19 protein-coding genes are annotated in these 17553 nt (G+C 73.1%); 15 read left to right on the top strand and 4 right to left on the bottom strand.

Annotated elements, in window-relative coordinates; genetic code table 11:
* Positions 1-124: 124 nt before the first annotated feature.
* Entirely contained in the window at positions 125-985 is an 861-nt protein-coding gene (locus BMW85_RS38575; protein WP_218156119.1) for a sulfotransferase family protein, read from the bottom strand.
* Between the two features lie 145 nt (positions 986-1130).
* On the opposite strand from BMW85_RS38575, the gene BMW85_RS38570 reads away from it, so the two are divergent.
* The 5 genes from BMW85_RS38570 to BMW85_RS38550 are packed head-to-tail and all read left to right on the top strand — an operon-like array spanning position 1131 to position 5443.
* Positions 1131-1703, top strand: a complete 573-nt coding sequence (locus BMW85_RS38570; protein ID WP_091091809.1) for an RNA polymerase sigma factor — start codon at positions 1131-1133, stop codon at positions 1701-1703.
* Positions 1700-2488: a zf-HC2 domain-containing protein gene (locus tag BMW85_RS38565; protein ID WP_091091806.1), complete on the top strand. Its 789-nt coding sequence runs from the start codon at positions 1700-1702 to the stop codon at positions 2486-2488. The genes BMW85_RS38570 and BMW85_RS38565 overlap by 4 nt, the downstream gene beginning before the upstream one ends.
* A complete protein-coding gene (locus BMW85_RS38560; RefSeq protein ID WP_091091803.1) occupies positions 2485-3321 on the top strand; it encodes an ABC transporter ATP-binding protein in 837 nt (278 codons plus the stop codon). The genes BMW85_RS38565 and BMW85_RS38560 overlap by 4 nt, the downstream gene beginning before the upstream one ends.
* Positions 3318-4760 carry a hypothetical protein gene (locus tag BMW85_RS38555; RefSeq protein ID WP_091091801.1) on the top strand — a complete coding sequence of 481 codons (1443 nt, stop codon included), beginning with the start codon at positions 3318-3320 and terminating at the stop codon, positions 4758-4760. The genes BMW85_RS38560 and BMW85_RS38555 overlap by 4 nt, the downstream gene beginning before the upstream one ends.
* On the top strand, positions 4751-5443 hold the full coding sequence (locus tag BMW85_RS38550) for a hypothetical protein (RefSeq protein WP_091091798.1): 693 nt from the start codon (positions 4751-4753) through the stop codon (positions 5441-5443). The genes BMW85_RS38555 and BMW85_RS38550 overlap by 10 nt, the downstream gene beginning before the upstream one ends.
* On the opposite strand, the gene BMW85_RS38545 is transcribed toward BMW85_RS38550, so the two are convergent.
* On the bottom strand, positions 5432-6100 hold the full coding sequence (locus BMW85_RS38545; RefSeq protein ID WP_091091797.1) for an NADPH-dependent F420 reductase: 669 nt from the start codon (positions 6098-6100) through the stop codon (positions 5432-5434). The genes BMW85_RS38550 and BMW85_RS38545 overlap by 12 nt on opposite strands.
* On the bottom strand, positions 6100-6849 hold the full coding sequence (locus BMW85_RS38540) for an SDR family oxidoreductase (RefSeq protein ID WP_091091795.1): 750 nt from the start codon (positions 6847-6849) through the stop codon (positions 6100-6102). The genes BMW85_RS38545 and BMW85_RS38540 overlap by 1 nt, the downstream gene beginning before the upstream one ends.
* A 95-nt stretch (positions 6850-6944) precedes the next feature.
* Here BMW85_RS38540 and BMW85_RS38535 point away from each other — a divergent pair, with 95 nt between their 5' ends.
* The gene (locus BMW85_RS38535; RefSeq protein WP_091091792.1) at positions 6945-7553 is read left to right on the top strand and encodes a TetR/AcrR family transcriptional regulator; all 609 of its coding nucleotides are present in this window, start codon (positions 6945-6947) and stop codon (positions 7551-7553) included.
* 12 nt (positions 7554-7565) lie between these two features.
* Here BMW85_RS38535 and BMW85_RS38530 read toward each other — a convergent pair whose 3' ends face one another.
* Positions 7566-8327 (bottom strand): creatininase family protein, encoded by a 762-nt coding sequence (locus tag BMW85_RS38530; protein ID WP_177241101.1) that lies wholly within the window; start codon positions 8325-8327, stop codon positions 7566-7568.
* Between the two features lie 119 nt (positions 8328-8446).
* On the opposite strand from BMW85_RS38530, the gene BMW85_RS38525 reads away from it, so the two are divergent.
* The 9 genes from BMW85_RS38525 (at position 8447) to BMW85_RS38485 (ending at position 17551) form a co-directional block, all read left to right on the top strand.
* Positions 8447-9727 (top strand): hypothetical protein, encoded by a 1281-nt coding sequence (locus tag BMW85_RS38525; protein ID WP_091091788.1) that lies wholly within the window; start codon positions 8447-8449, stop codon positions 9725-9727.
* 111 nt (positions 9728-9838) lie between these two features.
* A complete protein-coding gene (locus tag BMW85_RS38520) occupies positions 9839-11146 on the top strand; it encodes an ABC transporter substrate-binding protein (protein ID WP_091091786.1) in 1308 nt (435 codons plus the stop codon).
* Entirely contained in the window at positions 11143-12066 is a 924-nt protein-coding gene (locus tag BMW85_RS38515; RefSeq protein ID WP_091091784.1) for a carbohydrate ABC transporter permease, read from the top strand. The genes BMW85_RS38520 and BMW85_RS38515 overlap by 4 nt, the downstream gene beginning before the upstream one ends.
* Entirely contained in the window at positions 12063-12896 is an 834-nt protein-coding gene (locus tag BMW85_RS38510) for a carbohydrate ABC transporter permease (protein WP_091091782.1), read from the top strand. The genes BMW85_RS38515 and BMW85_RS38510 overlap by 4 nt, the downstream gene beginning before the upstream one ends.
* Before the next feature lie 5 nt (positions 12897-12901).
* Positions 12902-14005, top strand: coding sequence for a mandelate racemase/muconate lactonizing enzyme family protein (locus BMW85_RS38505; RefSeq protein WP_177241100.1), 1104 nt, complete (start codon positions 12902-12904; stop codon positions 14003-14005).
* A gap of 33 nt (positions 14006-14038) precedes the next feature.
* Complete coding sequence (locus BMW85_RS38500; RefSeq protein WP_091091778.1) at positions 14039-14851, top strand: amidohydrolase family protein; 813 nt, start codon at positions 14039-14041, stop codon at positions 14849-14851.
* On the top strand, positions 14841-15644 hold the full coding sequence (locus BMW85_RS38495) for an amidohydrolase family protein (protein WP_091091776.1): 804 nt from the start codon (positions 14841-14843) through the stop codon (positions 15642-15644). The genes BMW85_RS38500 and BMW85_RS38495 overlap by 11 nt, the downstream gene beginning before the upstream one ends.
* Positions 15641-16378, top strand: a complete 738-nt coding sequence (locus tag BMW85_RS38490) for an SDR family NAD(P)-dependent oxidoreductase (RefSeq protein ID WP_091091774.1) — start codon at positions 15641-15643, stop codon at positions 16376-16378. The genes BMW85_RS38495 and BMW85_RS38490 overlap by 4 nt, the downstream gene beginning before the upstream one ends.
* A gap of 3 nt (positions 16379-16381) precedes the next feature.
* Positions 16382-17551, top strand: coding sequence for a hypothetical protein (locus BMW85_RS38485; RefSeq protein ID WP_091091772.1), 1170 nt, complete (start codon positions 16382-16384; stop codon positions 17549-17551).
* Positions 17552-17553: the final 2 nt, after the last annotated feature.

The raw sequence follows: 17553 nt of genomic DNA, 5'->3' as shown, positions 1-17553 counted from the left end.
CGTGCGAAGCGCGGAAGAACGGCAGGCGGACTCTCCCGGAACGGAACCGGGCGATGACCGGGCCGCGACCGCGAACCGACCGCGACCGCGAACCGACCGCGACCGCCCACCCGGCCGCTTTCCGTCAGCAGTAGTCCCAGAGCTCGGCGATCTCCTTGAGCTCGGGAGGCAGGTCGTCGGCCGAAGGCAGCGGCCGGCCGGCGACGACCGTGCCGCTCTTGATCTTGTCCCGCCAGTCGCCCACCCCTTTCTCGAAGGCCCCGTGATCCTTGTCCCCGTACTGGAGCATCCCCGGCTCCCACTCCACGCCCAGGAACGCGCAGAGCGGCCGCAGCGTCCCCTCCGGGTCCGCGACCAGCTCCTCGTAGCGCAGCGTGTGACCCTCCAGGTGGGTACGGGCCTCCTGCAGATAGGTCATGTACGCGAGCGTCCGCGGCACCGCCTCGGTCATGGGCCGCTTGGCGGGGTCGGCCTCGTGCCACGACTGCACGATCGACATCGGATGCCGCAACAGGAAGACGAACCTGGCGTCCGGCCAGCACATCCTGAGCCGCTGCCACACGAACACGTTGCTCGGCGTCTTCTCCACCAGGATCGGCTTGCCGCTGCGCTGGAGCTCCCGGTGCAGCATCCGGTCCCAGACGAGGTGCTCGACGTCGCTGTGGGTGTGGCCGAGCAGCTGCATCGCCTGCCGTACGGGCTCGGTGGTGAACCCCACCGTCATGCGCCGGAAATGGGTCTCGATGGGCGAGTGGATCTCGCTGTGCGAGTTGAGGATCACCCGCAGCAGGGTCGAGCCGGACCGCACCGACGACAGCAGGAAGACGGGCGCGCGCAGCAGCCGGTCGTGCGCCGGGTCCACCGGTTCGCGCACCATGTCACCGGGCAGCCGCTGCGTCTCGGGGGCGGGCTTGGGCGCCGGTGGCGGCTTCGGGGGCCCGGCCGCCCGCTGCCTCCCCGCGCGGGTGAGTGTGTAACCGGTCAATCCCTCGAGTGTCGCATTAGCCCTGTACTTCCAGCTCATGGCCCGTCAAGGTACGGGTGACCGGTGAACCCCCGGTTAATACGTCCTGTGAGGTTGGAGCCGATCAAGGCGAACCGTACCGGGCGGGCCGTGCGATAGATACACCGTGAGACCGTTCCCCTTCCGGCGGCGCGCGGCCCCGGACGTCACCGCGGAGAGCGGCGACGCCGACCTCGTCGCCGCCGTCGCCGCCCGCAGCACCGCCGCCCTGCGCATCCTCCACCAGCGCCACGCCCCCTGGCTGCGCGCCCGGCTGGCCCGGCGCTGCGCCGATGCCGACGCCGTCGACGACGCACTGCAGGAGACGTTCCTGGCCGTGTGGCGTTCGGCGGACGGCTTCCGGGGCGACAACGTGGCCGGCTGGTTGTGGACGATCGCCGTCCGCCGGCTGATCTCCGCCCTGCGCGGCCGCGGCTCGCGCTGGGTCGGCTCCGGCATCGAACCGGACGACAACTCCCCGGTCGCCTCCGCCGAGGACGTCGTCCTGCTGGGCGTGGAGCACGGCGACCTCGGCGCGGCGCTGAACAGGCTCTCCCCCGAGCTGCGCGCCGTCATCGAGGCGACCGTCCTCGACGGCCTCACCACCAGGGAGGCCGCCGGCCTCCTGGGCATCCCGGAAGGCACGGTCAAGACCCGCGCGATGCGGGCCAGGGCCCGGCTGCGCGAGGAACTTTCATGAGCGACTGGCACATCCCCGACGACCTGCGTGAACGCTACCTCGAAGGCCGGCTCGAACCGGCGCTGGCCATGTCCGTGGACGCGCATCTCGGCCGCTGCGCCGGCTGCCGGGCGGCGGTGCCGTACGACGAGGACTGGCTCGAAGCCTCCTGGGCGCGGCTGGAGACCGAGCTGATCACGCCGCGCCCCGGCCTGGCCGAACGGCTCCTGCGGCACCAAGGGGTGCCCGACCACCTGGCCAGGCTGCTGACGGCGACGCCGACGCTGAGCCGGGCCTGGCTGGCCGCGGTGGTGGCGGTGCTGGCGTTCGCGGTGCTGGCGGCGCGCGCGCAGGCCGACCTGCTGCCCGCCTTCCTCGTCGTCGCGCCGACGCTGCCGCTGGCGGGCATCGCGCTCGCCTACGGGCCGCGCGTCGATCCCGCCCACGAACTGGTCGCCGCCACCCCCATGTCCGGCCCCCGGCTGCTGCTGACCCGGGCCACGGCCGTGCTGGCCGTGGCGGTCGTGCTGGCCGGGCTCGCCTCGCCGCTGCTGCCCGCGCCGCCCGGGCTGAGCGCCGCCTGGCTGCTGCCCGCACTGGCCGCCGCCGCGGGCTGCCTGGCCCTGTCGAACCGGCTGCCGGTGCCGGTCGCCGCACTCGCCGTGGGCGGGGTGTGGCTGGCCGTCGTCGGCGCGGGCGGCCTCGCCGCCGGCTGGCCGGCCGTCTTCGGCCCCGCCCCGCAGATCGCGTACGGCGCCGCCGCCCTCCTTCTGACGTACCGCTTCCACAAAGTGAGCACACGATGATCCAGATCAAGCACCTCACCAAGACCTACGGCGCGAAACGGGCGCTCGACGGCCTCGACCTGACGCTCGGCGCCGGCGTGACCGGACTGCTCGGCCCGAACGGCGCCGGCAAGACCACCCTGCTGCGCTGCCTGGCGACCACCCTCGCCCCCGACGGCGGCACCGTGAGCGCCTTCGGCCTGGACCCGGCCGACCGCGTCCAGCGCACCGCGCTGCGGCGCAGGCTCGGCTACCTGCCGCAGAGCCCCGGCGCCTACCCGCACTTCACCGCCTTCGACCTGGTGGACTACGTGGCGATACTCAAGGAGCTGACCGACCGTGAGCACCGGCACGCCGAGGTGCGCCGGGTGCTGGCCGAGGTGCACCTCACCGACCAGGCCCGTACGAAGGTACGCAAACTGTCCGGCGGCATGCGTCAGCGGCTCGCGCTCGCCCAGGCGCTCCTGGGCGAGCCGGACCTGCTCATCCTCGACGAGCCCACCGTGGGCCTGGACCCGGAGCAGCGGATGGCGTTCCGCGCGCTGGTCTCGCGGCTCGGCGAGAGCCGCGTCGTCGTGCTGTCCACCCACCAGACCGAGGACGTCGCCGCGCTCTGCGAACGGGTGGTCGTCATGCGGGACGGCCGGGCGGTCTTCGACGGCACCCCCGGCGAGCTCGCGGCCGTGGCCGACGGCCGGGTGTGGTTGTCGGACGCGCCGCCCGCCACGTCGGAGCTGTTCTGGCGGACGACCGACGGCCGCTACCGCACGCTCGGCGCACCGCCGCCGGCGGCGGACGCGGTGGCGCCCGGCGTCGAGGACGGCTACCTCATGCTGCTCGGGGAGGCGGCGTGACGCGGCGGCTGTTTCTGTTCGAGACGCGCAGGCTGGCGCGGCACCCGCTCGTGTGGGGCGCGACCGTCCTGGTGCTGGCGCTGCAGACCTTCCTCAGCCGGGACCAGCAGCCCGACCTCACCATGGACCCGGTCAACGCCACCGGGCTGGCCACCTGCCTGGCCGCGGCGGTCCTGATCGTGGCGAGCCTGGCCACCTCCCGCGACGGGCGGCACGGCATGCCGGAGAGCCTCGCCGGCCTGCCCGGCCGGGCCGAGCACCGCACGCGCGCCCTGCTGCTGGCCACCCCGCTGGTCGCGGGGCTCGCGGCGGCGGTGGCCGTGGGCGGCTACCTGGCGATCCGGCTGCTGAGCGGACCCGCCGGAGGACGGCTGGACGTGTGCGAGCCGCTGACGGCGGTGGCCGCCGCGGTCCTCGCCGCGACGCTGGGCGTGGCCGTCGGCCGCTGGGCGCGGTGGCTGATCGCGGGGCCGCTGGTGGTGGCCGTGCTCGGCTTCCTCATCTACACGAACCCGATGAACGGGCAGGCCCGCTGGCTGCTGCCGGTGATGCAGGACCACCGGCCGGACTGGCCCGACCGCCCGTCGGCGGCCCACCTGGCGTACGTGCTCGCCGCCGCCGTCGTCTTCGCCGGGATCGCGCTGCTCAGGCATCGGCCACGGCCGGCGCCCGCCGTGGCCGTCGTGGTGGCGCTGGCCGTCGCGGTGCCCGCGGGGGCCGCCGCGGCCTCCACCCGGCCGCCGGCGCGGCTCCCCACGAACGTGACGCTGGAGGCCGCCCACGTGGACTCCCGCGTACGTGATCGCTACTTCGGCCCCGACGCCTACCGCTGCGCGCGGCGCCAAGGGCTCACCTACTGCGCCTTTCCCGGCTACGAGCCGTGGATCCCGCTGTGGGAACAGGCCGTCCAGCCGGTCGTGGCGGCGCTGCCCGCCGCGCTGCGGGCCCGGACCCCCGAGGTGCGGCAGATGAGCTCGGCCTGGAACTTCACCGGCAATGACGGGATGATCCGGCCGCCGATGAGCTGGGGGCATCCCGACCAGCGCCGGATGCTGGCCGAGGACGTGGCCTTCTGGGCGACCGGACTGTACGACTCGGCCGCCCGGCACTTCACCCCCTCCCGCCGCGTCGCGCCGTGTGACGTACGCGGTCAGGCCCGCACGGTGGTGGCGCTCTGGCTCGTCGGCCAGGTCTCCCCTCCCGAGGCCCGGCGGCAGCTCCACGTCGACCGCGACCTGGGACGCCTGTCCGGACTGGACTGGGGCCCGGCCGAGATCGGTTACGCCAGGCGGCTGCTGGCCTCCCCCGGCGCCCGCGAGAAGGTCCGGGCCGGCTGGGACACGCTCGTCAGGCCCACCACCACGATCGACCAGGCCCTGTCGTTGCTCGGCCTGGAACGCGAGTTCGACGCGCCGATGGGAGCCACGCCATGCCGGTGACCCTGCCCGCCCGCCCAGAGGCCACTGCGGCCGTCCCCGCCCGGCCGCCGTCCCGCCGGCGCTCGGCGCTCCTGCTGGTGCGCCCCCTCGCCCGGGCCGTCGACTGGCAGCCTCTGGCCGTGGTCGCCGCCTTCACCGCCGGGCTGGTGACCCTGGTGGAGCACGGGGAGCCACTGCCCGGGGGCGACGCGCTCGTGCTCATGCGCGTCTGCGGCACCCTGCTCGGCGCGGCGGCGGCCTTCGGGCTGGTCGACGCCATGTCCGCCGACCTCGACGCTGCCGCGGTCCCCCGATGGGTACGGCAGGCGCTGCGCTGCCTGCTGCCCGGCGGCGCCGCGATCGCGATCTGGCTGGCGGCCTTCTCCTATATCTTGACCCGCCTGCCGGAGGGCTCCCTGTTCCCGGTCGGCGACCTGCTCATCGAGATGGGCGTCTGCCTCGGCATCGCGCTGGCCGCCGCGGCGACCGCCGTACGGCTCGCGCCGGGACGGCAGGCCGCCATGGCGGCGGTCGTGGTCCAGCTGGCGACGGTGCTGGCGACCATCCTGCTGCCGCAGCAGGTCCGGCTCTGGCCGCCGACCTGCGGGTTCGGCTACTGGGCCCAGGCGCACCTGTTCTGGCTGGCGATGCTGCCCCTGCCGTACCTGTGGCTGATCGTCGCGGGGCGCGACCTACGGCGCTGACACCTCGCGCTGCCCGGGACGGCGTGCCCTGGCGAGGTTGGCGGTCAGCTCGGCACGGGTCTGGTGCTCGTGCGCGAACCACGCGGGCTGGCCGGGAGCGCTTCGCCACGACTCGCTGAGCGGGCTGTTGTCGACGGTGTCGAACCCGAACCGGTCGTACAGGCGCGTCACGAGCTCCACCGCTTCGGGGAAGTCGCTGGAGGCCGACAGCGCCAGGCGGCCGGGGGTGCCCGCCGGTCTGCCCGCGGTGGTGATGCGGGGAGCCTGGATGTGGGTGAAGGCCTTGACGACCTTGGACTCCCGGAGCTGCTCCTGCCGCAGCTCGTGAACGGTCTTCTCGCCCGAGTCGACGACCGGGATGTTGCCGTCGCGCCAGACCATGTAGTTGTTCGTGTCCAGCACGATCTTCCCGGCCAGCTCCCGCGCGGGCATGTCGTTGACGACCTTGAGCGGGACCGCGACGACGGCGAAGTCTCCGGCGGCGGCGGCCCCGGCCGCGGTCGCGGCACGCGCTCTCGGCCCGAGCTCGTCGATGAGGTCCCGCAGGGTCTCAGGTCCTCGTGAGTTGGCGATGACGACGTCGTAGCCGTTCGCGATCGCGGCTCGCGCGATCTGGCTGCCGACCTCGCCCGCCCCGATGATGCCGATCACTGTCATCAGATCTGGTTCAGGCCGCCGTCGACGTACAGGCTCGAACCGGTGATGAAGCTGCTCTGCGCGGAGGCGAGGAAGGTCACGGCGGCGGCGATCTCCTCCGGGCGGGCGAGCCGGCCGAGCGGCACGTGCTCGGCCAGTTGCCGCTTGAAGCCGTCGGCCTCCTCCGGGCTGCCGACGAGCCCCGACAGTCCGGGGGTGTCGGTCGGGCCGGGGGTGATGGTGTTGACCCGGATGCCGCGTCCCTTGAGCTCGTTGGCCCAGGTCCGGGCGAACGAGCGGGTGGCGGCCTTGGACGCGGCGTACACGCCGAACGCTGTGTCGCCGACGTCCGCGTTGGTGGAGCCGTTCAGTATCACCGAGGCGCCGTCGTTGAGCAGCGGCAGCGCCTTCTGGACGGTGAACAGCGTGCCCCGGACGTTGATGCCGAAGAGGGTGTCGAAGTGCTCCTCGGTCACTTGCTCCAGCGGCACGAACTCGGCGACGGAGGCGTTGGCGAACAGGACGTCCAGGCCCTGCCCCCGGTCGCGGATCGTCTCGTAGAGCCGGTCCAGGTCGGCCAGGTTCGCGATGTCGCCGACCACGGCCGTGGCCGCCGGGCCGATCGCCGCGACGGCCGCGTCGAGCTCGGCCTCGCGCCGGCCGGTGATGAACACGTGCGCGCCCTCGGCCGCCATGCGTACGGCGCTGGCCAGGCCGATCCCGCTGTTGCCGCCGGTGACGAGCGCGGTCTTGCCCTCAAGCAGTCCCATGTCAGTGACCTCCTCGAATTTATGCAGCGATCGCTGCAGAAGTCGAACATAGCACTTCTGCAGCGATCGATGCGAAAAGAGGTAGGCTTCGGGGCGTGGTGACCAGACAGAGCGGCCCTATCGGCCGGCCGCGAGGATTCGACGCCGACGAAGCTCTCGAACGCGCCATGCTGGCCTTCTGGGAGCACGGCTACGAGGGGGCCAGCCTCGCCACCCTGACCGAGGCGATGGGCATCTCCGCCAAGAGCATGTACGCGGCCTTCGGCAACAAGGAGGAGCTGTTCCGCAAGGCCCTGGAGCGCTATACCGAAGGCCCGAGCGCCTACCTGGCCCGGGCCCTGGAGGAGCCGACCGCCCTCGGCGTCGCCACCGCGATCCTGGCCGGCGTCGTCCGGACCACCACCCGGCCCGCCCACCCCCACGGTTGCCTCGGCGTCCAGGGCGCGCTGGCCGCCAGCGACGCCGGGCGCGAGGTGCGCGATCTACTGGCCGCCTGGCGCAACGACGGCTGCTCCCGCCTCCGCGAACGGTTCCAGCGCGCCGTCGACGACGGCGACCTGCCGCCGGAGAGCGATCCGAGGCTGCTGGCCCGCTACGTCACCACCTTGGCGTTCGGCATCGCCGTCCAGGCCGCGAGCGGCGTCGGCCGCGCAGAGCTCCAGGAGATGGCCGACGCCGCCTTGCGCACCTGGCCGCTCCCCTGACGACCGTCGCGCCTAACGCTGGAAGTCGCGGGCGAACGCCTCCAGGTACGCCGTGAACGCGGTGACCAGGTGGTCCAGGAGGCGTTCGCCGACCTCGCGCGTGGCGGGGGTGATGGGGTCGGTGACCCCTCCCATGCGGGCGATCCAGCCGTGCTCCATGGCGAACCCGTAAGCCGGCTCGCGCGGCGGCTCGACGGGCCCCGAGGAGGGCGCCGAGGAGGACGCGGCCGGGAGCGTGGCGCCGAGGGCGAGCGTGAGCGCGGCCTCGAAGGCGCCCGCGTGGCCGGGCACGTGCGTGATCCCGGCCTCCCGGGCGAGCTCCGCGAGGCGGTCGCCGCCGAGCGACCAGTACGAGGCCGCGCCCACCGCGATCGGCAGGTCGAGCACGGCGTCGCGGGCCGCCTGCCGGATCAGGTCGTCGTTGCCGCCGTGCCCGTTGAACAGCACGATCCTGCGGAACCCGGCCACGGCGGCACTTTCGATCAGATCGCCGAGCACGGCGAGCAGGGTGCGGCTGCGCAGCGAGAGCGTCCCGGGCAGCGGCAGGTGGTGGTGCGAGGAGCCGTACGGCAGGACCGGCGCGACCAGCACCGGCACGCCGGTCAGCGGGGCGGCGGCCCGGTGCGCGATCTCGGCGCTGACCAGGGCGTCCGTGCCCGTGGGAAGGCCGGCGCCGTGCTGCTCCACCGCGCCGACCGGCAGCACGAGCACGGCCGAGGCCGCCACGCGGCCGATCTCCGGGCTGGACAGCTCGGCGAGAGAGAACGACCTCATGTTCATAAATAGAACGTATATAGCGAGCGGACGCGCCCCGGCAACCCCGTCCGCCCTCGTTACGATCTAATTTCGGTTAAGCTGCCGATGTGAGGACACGCCTAGCGATTGTCGTTCCCGTGCAGGGCGCCGAGGTCTTCGAGGCGGCGCTCGCCCATCTCGGAGGGGTGGAGGCGCGATGGATCCGCTATGAGGACGAAGCGGGCATCGGTGATTCCGTGCGCCAGGCGCTGGAGGAGGTCGACGCCGTCTTCTTCGCCGGCCCGATGCCCCTCGACCGGTGCCGCCACCTGCTGCCCGAGGGCATGCCCGTCGGGGTGGCGCGGCTCGGCCCCATCGATCTGGCGCTCGCCCTGCTGCGCGCCCGCGAGCAGGGCCTGCCGCTGGTCCCGGCCAGCGTCGACACCTTCGAGGAGCAGGTGGCCGAGGAGTTCGCCCGCGAGCTGGGCCTGCCGCCGCGGGCGACGCGGGTGCTGCCGTACGGGCCGGACCAGGAGGTGGAGGAGATCGTCGCCTTCCACCTGGAGGCCAGGCGGCGGCACGGCACCCACTACGCGGTCACCGGCCGCAGCCGGGTCTACTCCCGCCTGATGGCGGAGCTGGACGTGCCGGTGCTGCGCTCGGTGCCCGTGGTGGCCTCGATCAGGTCGGCGATGAACGAGGTCGTGCTCCGCGCCGTCTCCGCCCGGCACTCCAACCTGCGCTTCGCCACCGCCGTCTACCGCCTGCTGGAGGAGTCCGGCCTGTACGAGGCCGGCGTCGAGCGGGTCAACACGTTGCGCATGTTCTTCGACGCGCCGGCCTTCGCCGAGGCGTGGGTGGAGGCGCGCGGCGACCAGTCGGTGCTGGTGTTCGCGCACAAGGGCCTGCTGGAGGAGATCACCCGGTCCTGGACGAGCGTGCCGCTGCTGGAGGAGGTGCGCGCCCGGCTCGGCGTGCGCATGGCGGTCGGCTTCGGCGTCGGCGAGTCGGCCCGCGACTCGGTGCGGCACGCGGAGATGGCGGTGCGCCGGGCGATGGAGGAAGGCGGCGACACAGGGTTCCTGATGACCGAGGACGGCCTGGTCATCGGCCCCATGGGGCAGGCCGAGGAGGAGCCGCTGCGCTACGCGTTCAAGACCGACGAGGCGGGCCTGCGCGAGCTGGCGAGGCGGGCCGGGCTCGGCGTGGCCACGCTGTCGCGCCTGGTCGGGCTGGAGCGCAGGCTGCTCGGCGCGGCGGCGAGCGCGGAGGAGATCGGGCAGGCGCTGAAGGTCAGCGCGCCGAGCGGCCGGCGGATCATGCGGCTGCTGCGCGAGAGCGGGCTGGCCGCGCCGGTCGGCATGGCCCAGCCGAACAAGCGGGGCCGCCCCAAGACGCTCTACCGGCTCGACATCGTCGGCAAGCTCGACACCCCTTGACGTCGTCGCGGGCGTCCGGGCACACTCTAGCCCAGTTAACGAACTATTTTCGAACATCGCCGGAATAGCGCGACGCGATGCGGAAGGGTTCGTGGGCGAAAGGAGTAGTTCATGGTGCCGACCCGGCCCTCGCGACGGCGCTTCCTCGCCGCCACCGCCATCGGAGCCGCCTCCCTGATGATCAGCGCGTGCGGCGTCTTCGGCGGGACCACCAGCGAGGCGGCCCCCTCCGGCGGCCCCGCCACACTCGAGTTCTGGACGATCAACCTCAAGGAGGGCTACACGCCCTACATCGAGGGCGCGATCAGCCGCTACGAGCAGCAGCACCCCGGCGTGACGATCAAGTGGGTGGACATCCCCGACTTCGAGCAGACCCAGAGCAAGCTGCTCGCGGCGATCAGCGGCGGCGCGACCCCCGACGTCGTCAACATGACGCCGTTCATCCTCCCGAAGTTCGCCGCGACCGACACCATCTACCCGATCGACGAGCTGACCCAGGACGCCGGCGCCGTCGCCGCCGAGTACGTGCCCGGCCTGTGGGACGCGGGCGTGATCGGCGGCAAGGCGTACGCGATCCCGTTCTACGGCAGCGTCTCGGCGCTCATCTACAACGCCGACCTGTTCGAGAAGGCCGGCCTCGACCCGGCCAAGCCGCCCGCGAACTGGGACGAGGTGTTCGCCGCCGCCCGCGCCATCCACGACAAGACCGGCGCCTCCGGCTTCGTCCAGACGCTCGACGACTTCGACGACGCCGGCAACCCGTCCGACATCCTCGCAGGCCAGGCAGGCGTGCCGCTGCTGTCGGACGACGGCAAGAAGGCCGCCTTCGCCACGCCGGAGGCCGTCGCCCACCTCGACCAGTACGCCAAGGGCGTGGCCGAGGGCTGGATCGACCGCACCTCCGTCAACGGCGGCGTCATGGACGGCGCCAAGATCCTCGCCCAGGGCAAGACCGGCATGGTCTTCCTCGGACCGTGGATCCTGCGCTGGCTCAAGGACAACACCGACGAGCAGACCTTCAAGAAGTTCAAGGTCGCCGAGCACCCCGAGGGCGCGGGCGGCGCCGCCAACGGCTTCCTGCAGCACTTCGCGATCCCGCGCGCCGCCAAGCACCCCAAGGAGGCGCTCGACTTCGCCCGCTACTTCAGCGGCACCACCCTGGAGCTGGCCAAGCAGGCGCCCGTGCTGCCCGGCCTGGCCTCGATCGCCAAGGACCCCTACTTCCAGACGACCGAGGAGACGAAGGTCCTGGTCGACCAGGAGGTCAAGTTCTACTGGCCCAAGCATCCGGCCGTGGCCGAGATGTTCGCGGCGCTCCGCGCGGAGTTCCAGTCGGCGCTGCTCGGCGACAAGCCCGCCGAGCGGGCCCTGCAGGACGCCGCCAAGCGCTGGGACGAGCTGCTCGCGGCGGGCTCGTGAGCGGTTCGGCCGTCCGGGCGCGGCGGGTCTCGCCGCCGCGCCCGCTCGCGAAGGCCCGCGGGCTGGGCGAGAGCGGCTGGGGCTGGCTGTTCGCCGTCCCCGCCGTGATGCTCATCGGCGGGTTCGTCCTCTACCCGGTGCTCAACACGGTCCTGTTCAGCTTCACCGACTTCAACGGACTCACCGCCGCGAACTTCGTCGGGCTGGAGCAGTACGGCAGGCTTGCCGGCGACTCCGTCTTCCACCGGACGCTGCTCAACTCCGGCCTGATCACGGCGGTGGCGACGGTCCTGCTGGTCTGCCTGCCGCTGCCGGTCGCGTACTGGATCCACCGCGGCATCCCGTTCCGCCGGTTCTTCCGCGCGGTGCTCTACCTGCCGGTCGTCGTGCCGATCATCGTCTCGTCGGTGGCGTGGAAGTGGCTGCTCGACGAGGGCGGCCTGGTCAACTACGTGCTGGTGACGACCGGGCTGACGAGCGGGCCGGTCTCCTGGCTGTCCGACCCCGCGCTCGCCATCTGGACCGTCACCGGCGTCATCGTCTGGCGGGCGTTCGGCATCTACCTGCTGATCTACCTGGCCGGCCTCGCCACCATGCCGGACGACCAGCTGGAGGCCGCCGCCATCGACGGGGCCGGCCACGTGCGCACCTTCGGCTCGATCGTCGTGCCGCACCTGCGCGGCTCGATCGTGCTCAGCTCGGTCATCGCGTTCGTCGCCGCGATGCGCATGTTCGACGAGATCTACGTGCTCACCGGCGGCGGCCCGGCCAACGCCAGCAAGAACACCGCCTACTACATCTGGGAGTCGGCCTTCTCCTACTTCAAGTTCGGCTACTCCAGCGCGATGGCGGTGGTGCTGCTGGCCCTGGTGCTGGGGCTCGTGCTGCTCGGCCTGCGGCTCGCGGGGAGGTCACGATGAAGGTGTTCGGGCTCGGCACCCGGACGGCCGTGCTGGCTGTGCTGACGGCCGGGGCGGCGCTCGCGCTCGCGCCCGTCCTGTGGCTGCTGTCCACCTCGTTCAAGGGACGCGGCGACGTGTTCGCGGTGCCGCCGGAGCTCGTCCCGGCCTCGCCGACGCTGGACAACTACGCGTACGTGTGGAACCAGGCGGACGTGCAGCGCTACTTCGTCAACAGCCTCCTCGCCTCCGCCGGCACGGTGCTGCTCAACGTGTCGGTGGCGGCGCTGCTCGGGTTCGCGCTGGCCAGGTTCGCCTTCCGCGGCCGCAAGCTGCTCTTCCTGCTCGGCATCAGCACGATGGTGGTGCCGTTCCCGGCGATCATGCTGCCGCTGTTCGTCGCCGCCAAGGAGATGGGGCTGACCGACCACCTGCTCGGCATCGTCCTGCCGACCGCCGCGGTCAACATGTGGCTGTCGGTCTACATCCTGCGCGAGGCGTTCGCCGGGCTGCCGGACGAGCTGGAGGAGGCCGCGCGGATCGACGGCTGCGCGCCGCCCCGGATGTTCCTGCAGGTGATGCTGCCGCTGGTGAAGGCGCCGCTCGCCACCTCGGCGATCCTGGTGTTCACACTGACCTGGTCGGACTTCCTCTGGCCGCTGGTGATCATGCAGGACCACGGCAACTTCACCATCTCCGTCGGGCTGCAGTACTTCATGTCCACGCTGACGTCCAACTGGCACCACATCGCCGCCGTCGCGGTGATCGCGTCCCTGCCCGTGGTCGTCATCTTCCTGCTGCTGCAGCGCTACTTCTTCACCGATGTCCTGTCCGGCGCCACCAAGGGATGAGCACGATGAGAGTCACGCGGCTGGAGGCCGTGCCCGTATCCGTGCCGCTGCGCGAGCCGTTCACCTCGGCGCTCGGCACCCAGACCACCTCCGACTACGGCATCGTGCTGGCCGAGGCCGACGACGGCTCGCTCGGCGTGGGCGAGATCTCGCTCATCTGGCACGGCGACGGCGCGGCGCTCTGCGACGCCGTCAACACGCTGCTCGCGCCCGCCGTCGTCGGCATGAACCCGTTCGAGGTGACCCGGTTCCAGGCCGTCGCCGCCGACGTCCTCGCCTTCGGCCGGCACTCGCTCGCCGCCGTCGCCGGCGTCGAGACCGCGCTGCTCGACCTCGCCGGGCAGGCCGCCGGGCAGCCCGTCCACAGCCTGCTGGGCGGGCTCGCCCGCGACCGGGTGCCGCTGTCGATGTCGCTGCCGGTCGCGCCGGTGCCCCAGGTGCTGGCGCGGGCCGCGGAGCTGGCCGGGCAGGGATTTCGCACCGTCAAGGTCAAGGGGGCCGGCGACCACGACCTGCTCGTGGCGGCCGTGGCCGCGCTGCGCGCCGAGCACGGCCCCGGCCTCGGCATCCGGGTCGATCTCAACATGGCCTGCCGCCTGGCCAAGGACGCCGTCACGCTGGTGCGGCGGCTGGAGCCGTACGGCGTGCTGTCGGTCGAGCAGCCGCTCCCCGCGGCCGACCTCGACGGCATGGCCGAGGTGCGCGCCGCCACCGCCGTGCCGATCATGGCGGACGAGAGCGTCTGGTCGCCCGACGACGCCTGGCGGGCGATCAGGGCCCGCGCCGCCGACGTGATCAACATCTACGTGCCCGAGGCCGGCGGGCTGACCGCGGCCCGGCGCATCGCCGACCTGTGCGCGGTCGCCGGCGTCGGCGTGGCCGTCGGCAGCATGCCCGAGCTGGGCGCCGGCACCGCCGCGGCCGCCCATCTCGCCTTCAGCGTCCCCCGGCTGGACCAGCCGAGCGACGTGGCCGGGCACCTCTACCACGCGGGTGACGTCGTCACGACCGAGCTCGTCATCGAGGACGGCTTCCTGCTGCCGCCCACGTCACCCGGCCTCGGCGTCCGGCTCGACCGGGACCGGCTCGAAGCGTGCCGCATCCGCTGAAGCCCCAACATTTCAGGTAGCAAGTGAGGTTGTGTGCGATATCTCGACTGCAACACGTTCGTCGGCCGCCCCGCAGGGCGCATGCCGTACATCACCCAGGCGGTGACCCCCGCCCGGCTGGTCGCGGAGCTCGACCGGGTCGGGATCCACGAGGCGGCCGTCTACCACGTGCTCGCCCGCGAGCACGCCCCCGCCGCGGGCAACGCCCTGCTGGGGCGCGAGCTGGCCGGCCTCGCCGAGCCGGAACGCCGCCGCCTGCACCCGGTGGGCGTGGTCCTGCCGCCGCACACGGGCGAGCTGCCCGAACCCGAGACGCTGGTACGGGAGCTGCTGGCGGGCGGGACACGGATGGCCAGGATCTTCCCCTCCGCCGACATGGGCGGCCACCGCTTCTCGCTGGCCCCCTGGTGCTCCGGCGAGCTGCTGACGGCGCTCGAACGCGCCCGGATGCCGCTCGCCGTGGACTTCACCCTGTTCCGGCGCGGCGAGCCGCCATGGCGGGAGGTGTACGACCTGGCCGAGAGCCACCCCGACCTGCCGGTCATCCTCATGGACATCCAGGGACGCAACAACCGCACCCTCTACCCGCTGCTCAAACGCTTCCCCAACCTGTACGTCCAGACCGCGGGGTTCAACGTGCACCACGGTCTTGAGGACCTGTGCGAGCGCTTCGGCGCGCACCGCGCCGTCTTCGGCTCCGGCTACCCGGTCCAGTCGCTCGGCGGCGCGCGGCTCCAGCTCGACCGGGCCGATCTGCCCGAGGCCGACCGGGCGCTGATCGCCGGCGGGACGCTGGCCGGGCTGCTCGCCCGCGCAGGAGAAGGGATCGCGACGTATGCGCACTGACCTGCCGGGCAAGCTCGCCCCGACCGACGCGCCGCTCATCGTGGACGCCCACTGCCATCTCGGGGCGTTCCGCAACTTCCACATCCCCGACCACGACATCGACGGCATGATCCGCGCCATGGACCTGCTCGGCGTGGACGTGGCCGTGGTCGCCGCGCACGCCGGCATCTCCGCCGACTACCGCTACGGCAACGACCAGGTGATGGAGGCCGCCACCCGCCATCCCGGCCGGGTGCTCGGCTACTGCTGCGTCAACCCCAACTATCCGGCGCAGGTCGCGGCCGAGCTGGAGCGGTGCTTCGCCCATCCGGCGTTCCGCGGCGTCAAACTGCATCCGGAGCTGCACGGCGACTACCCGCTGGACGGGCCGGCGTACGCGCCGGTGTGGGAGTTCGCCGCCGAGCACCGGGTGCCGGTGCTGTCGCACAGCTACTTCGCGGGCGACGCGCTCGGCGTGTTCACCACCATCGCCGACCGCTACCCGCAGGTGCCGCTGCTGCTCGGCCACGCCGGGCTCGACTACGGCCTGGACCGGGTGGTCGCCGCCGTCGCCGAACGCCCGAACATCCACCTCGACCTCACCGGGCCGCTCTCCTGGGAGGGCGTCGTGGAGTTCCTGACCCGCGAGGTCGGCGCCGAGCGGCTGGTCTTCGGCAGCGACATCCCGTTCATGAACGCCGCCCTGCAGCTCGGCGGCCTCGTCTACGCCCAGGTGGACGACGCCGCCAAGCGGCTCATCCTCGGCGGCAACGCCGCGCCCCTGTTCGGACTGAAGATCGGAGCCCCCGCATGAGCACCCCGCGCACGGCGCTGGTCACGGGCGCGGCCCGCGGCATCGGCCGGGCGGTCGCCGCCCGGCTGGCCGCCGACGGGTTCGCCGTCACCGCCTGCGACCTCAACGGCGACCGGCTGGAGGCCGCGCTCCCCGAGCTGAAGGAGCACGGCGAGGTACGGCCCCTGGTCGCCGACGTGACCGACCTCGACTACATGACCGCCTGGCTCGACCGGCAGGAGACCCCGCTCACCGCGCTGGTCAACAACGCGGCCGTGGCGCCCCGCATCCCGCTCGCCGAGCTGGACGCGGACGCCCTCGCCGACGTCATGCGGGTCAACTTCCAGGCCGCCGCGCTGCTCGGCCGGGAGGCCGGACGCGGCATGTGCGCCGCGGGCCGGGGCTCCATCGTCAACGTGGCCTCGGTGAACGCGCTGCGCGGCCAGCCCGACATGCTGCACTACAACGCCTCCAAGGCGGCCCTGGTGTCGCTGACCCAGACCCTCGCCCTGGAGTACGCCCCCCACGGCGTCCGCGTCAACGCCGTCTGCCCCGGCTCGACCTGGACCGACATGTGGGAGGAAGGCGGCTGGGGCGAGGCGGACCGGGCGGACTTCGCCGGGCGCATCCCGCTGCGCAGGTTCGCCGAGCCGCGCGAGATCGCCGCGACCGTCGCGTTCCTGGCCGGCGAGGACTCCTCGTACGTCACCGGGCACGCGCTGGTCGCCGACGGCGGGCTCACGGTGCGGATGTAGCCGATGGAGCTCTCGCTGTTCTGCGGCCCGCTGGACCTGGCGGGCGAGGGCGTGGACGCGGTGCTGGACAACGTCGTGACGCGGGCCGGGGTGAGCAGGCTGGCTCCGGCGGTCGCCTACCACGCCGCCCGCGACGTGCTGCCGCACAACCCGCTACGGCGGGTGGCGACCGGCGGCGCCGGCGTCTGCTTCACGCCCGAACCCGGCCTCTACCAGGGCCTCGGCCTGCGGCCACGGCGCAGCGAGTTCGCCCGCGGCCGGGACCTGCTGGCCGAGCTGGCCGAGCGGGCCCCGGCCCATGGCGCCACGGTGGACGCCTGGACCGTCTACCTGCACGACGACGGCGACGACGAGGCGCGACCCGGCGTGGTGCGCAACCTGTTCGGCGACCCGTACCCGCACGTGCTCTGCCCCTCCGACCCCGAGGTGCGGGCCTACGCCGTCGCGCTGACCCGCGACGTCTGCCGCTACCCGGTCGGCACGGTGCTCGCCGAGGCGGCGCACTGGCTGCCGTTCGAGCACGGGCACGGGCACGAGCGCCACGCGGTCCCGCTGGACGCGACCGCCCGGCTGCTGCTCGGGCTCTGCTTCTGCGCCCACTGCCGGGCCGCGGCCGGCTCCCGCGGCGTCCCCGTGCCCGACCTGCTGGACGCCGCCCGCGCCCACGTCGAAGCCTGCCTCGCCGGCCGCCCGCCGGGCCCGCCGCTCGCCGAGGCGCTGGACGGCTACCTCGAGGCGCGCTGCGACACGGTGAGCGCGCTGCTGGCGGAGCTGGCGGCCGAGGCGGCCCGCGCCGGCGCCGGGTTCCGGCTGCTCGACCTGTCCGCCGGGCTGCTCGGCTGGGCGGACGGCCGCCCCGAAGGCGAGCCCGGCGTCCACGGCGCCCGCGCGCTGGGCGTCCGCCCCGGCGATCTGACCTGCCCCGTCACCGTCACCGCCTACGCCCGCGACCCCGAACGCGTCCGCCTGGAGGTGGAGGCGTACCGATCGCTCACCCGCGGCCCCGTCGGGGTCGCGCTCCGTCCGATGGATCCCGACTGCGACAGCGCGGACAACCTCGCCCAGAAGCTCCGCGCCGCCGCCGCAGACCGGGTCGACCTCTACCACTACGGTCTCAGCCCGCTCGCCTCGCTGGACCTGATCCGCCAAGCCCGCGCCATCGCCGCTTCGTGAAC

This window comes from Nonomuraea wenchangensis, assembly GCF_900111685.1.
Lineage (GTDB): Bacteria > Actinomycetota > Actinomycetes > Streptosporangiales > Streptosporangiaceae > Nonomuraea > Nonomuraea wenchangensis.
The sequence above is the reverse complement of the archived record's forward strand: the minus strand, read 5'-3'. Positions and strand labels throughout refer to the sequence as shown.

Excerpts from the sequence above, each read along its gene's own strand:
- BMW85_RS38505 (WP_177241100.1), top strand. The coding sequence starts at position 12,902 with ATGAGAGTCACGCGGCTGGAGGCCGTGCCCGTATCCGTGCCGCTGCGC.
- BMW85_RS38520 (WP_091091786.1), top strand. The coding sequence starts at position 9,839 with ATGGTGCCGACCCGGCCCTCGCGACGGCGCTTCCTCGCCGCCACCGCC.
- BMW85_RS38550 (WP_091091798.1), top strand. The coding sequence starts at position 4,751 with ATGCCGGTGACCCTGCCCGCCCGCCCAGAGGCCACTGCGGCCGTCCCC.
- BMW85_RS38540 (WP_091091795.1), bottom strand. The coding sequence starts at position 6,849 with ATGGGACTGCTTGAGGGCAAGACCGCGCTCGTCACCGGCGGCAACAGC.
- BMW85_RS38495 (WP_091091776.1), top strand. The coding sequence starts at position 14,841 with ATGCGCACTGACCTGCCGGGCAAGCTCGCCCCGACCGACGCGCCGCTC.
- BMW85_RS38530 (WP_177241101.1), bottom strand. The coding sequence starts at position 8,327 with ATGAGGTCGTTCTCTCTCGCCGAGCTGTCCAGCCCGGAGATCGGCCGC.
- BMW85_RS38490 (WP_091091774.1), top strand. The coding sequence starts at position 15,641 with ATGAGCACCCCGCGCACGGCGCTGGTCACGGGCGCGGCCCGCGGCATC.
- BMW85_RS38565 (WP_091091806.1), top strand. The coding sequence starts at position 1,700 with ATGAGCGACTGGCACATCCCCGACGACCTGCGTGAACGCTACCTCGAA.
- BMW85_RS38545 (WP_091091797.1), bottom strand. The coding sequence starts at position 6,100 with ATGACAGTGATCGGCATCATCGGGGCGGGCGAGGTCGGCAGCCAGATC.
- BMW85_RS38560 (WP_091091803.1), top strand. The coding sequence starts at position 2,485 with ATGATCCAGATCAAGCACCTCACCAAGACCTACGGCGCGAAACGGGCG.
- BMW85_RS38510 (WP_091091782.1), top strand. The coding sequence starts at position 12,063 with ATGAAGGTGTTCGGGCTCGGCACCCGGACGGCCGTGCTGGCTGTGCTG.
- BMW85_RS38485 (WP_091091772.1), top strand. The coding sequence starts at position 16,382 with ATGGAGCTCTCGCTGTTCTGCGGCCCGCTGGACCTGGCGGGCGAGGGC.